The sequence below is a fragment of the Anaerovorax odorimutans genome, from assembly GCF_024459955.1.
Taxonomy (GTDB): Bacteria; Bacillota; Clostridia; order Peptostreptococcales; family Anaerovoracaceae; genus Hominibacterium; species Hominibacterium odorimutans_A.
The window spans coordinates 1-238 of the sequence record NZ_JANFXK010000203.1 but is presented as its reverse complement, the minus strand read 5'-3'; the positions used below and the strand labels follow the sequence as shown (position 1 = coordinate 238).

The following is a 238-nucleotide window of genomic DNA, read 5'->3' as shown; positions in this document are numbered from 1 at the left end:
CAAAAGAAAAATTGGAATATTTGAAAGAGCTTGGGGTTAATACTATATGGTTGGCTGGAGTGACACAAGGAAGTGAGTTCTTTTCTGGGTTTTGGACAGTTTATGCTATGGTTACACCAGAATATCCAGATGAAGAGCTGGGAAGTGTCGAAGAACTAAAAGAACTGGTGAACGAGGCTCATAAATTGGGGATTCGTGTTATTGCAGAAGCAGTGACACATGGTGTGATTTTCGAGAG

1 protein-coding gene is annotated in these 238 nt (G+C 40.8%); it reads left to right on the top strand.

From position 1 onward, the window contains the following. On the top strand, positions 1 to 238 hold a 238-nt coding region (locus tag NE619_RS18480; protein WP_256133922.1), incomplete at both ends, for an alpha-amylase family protein.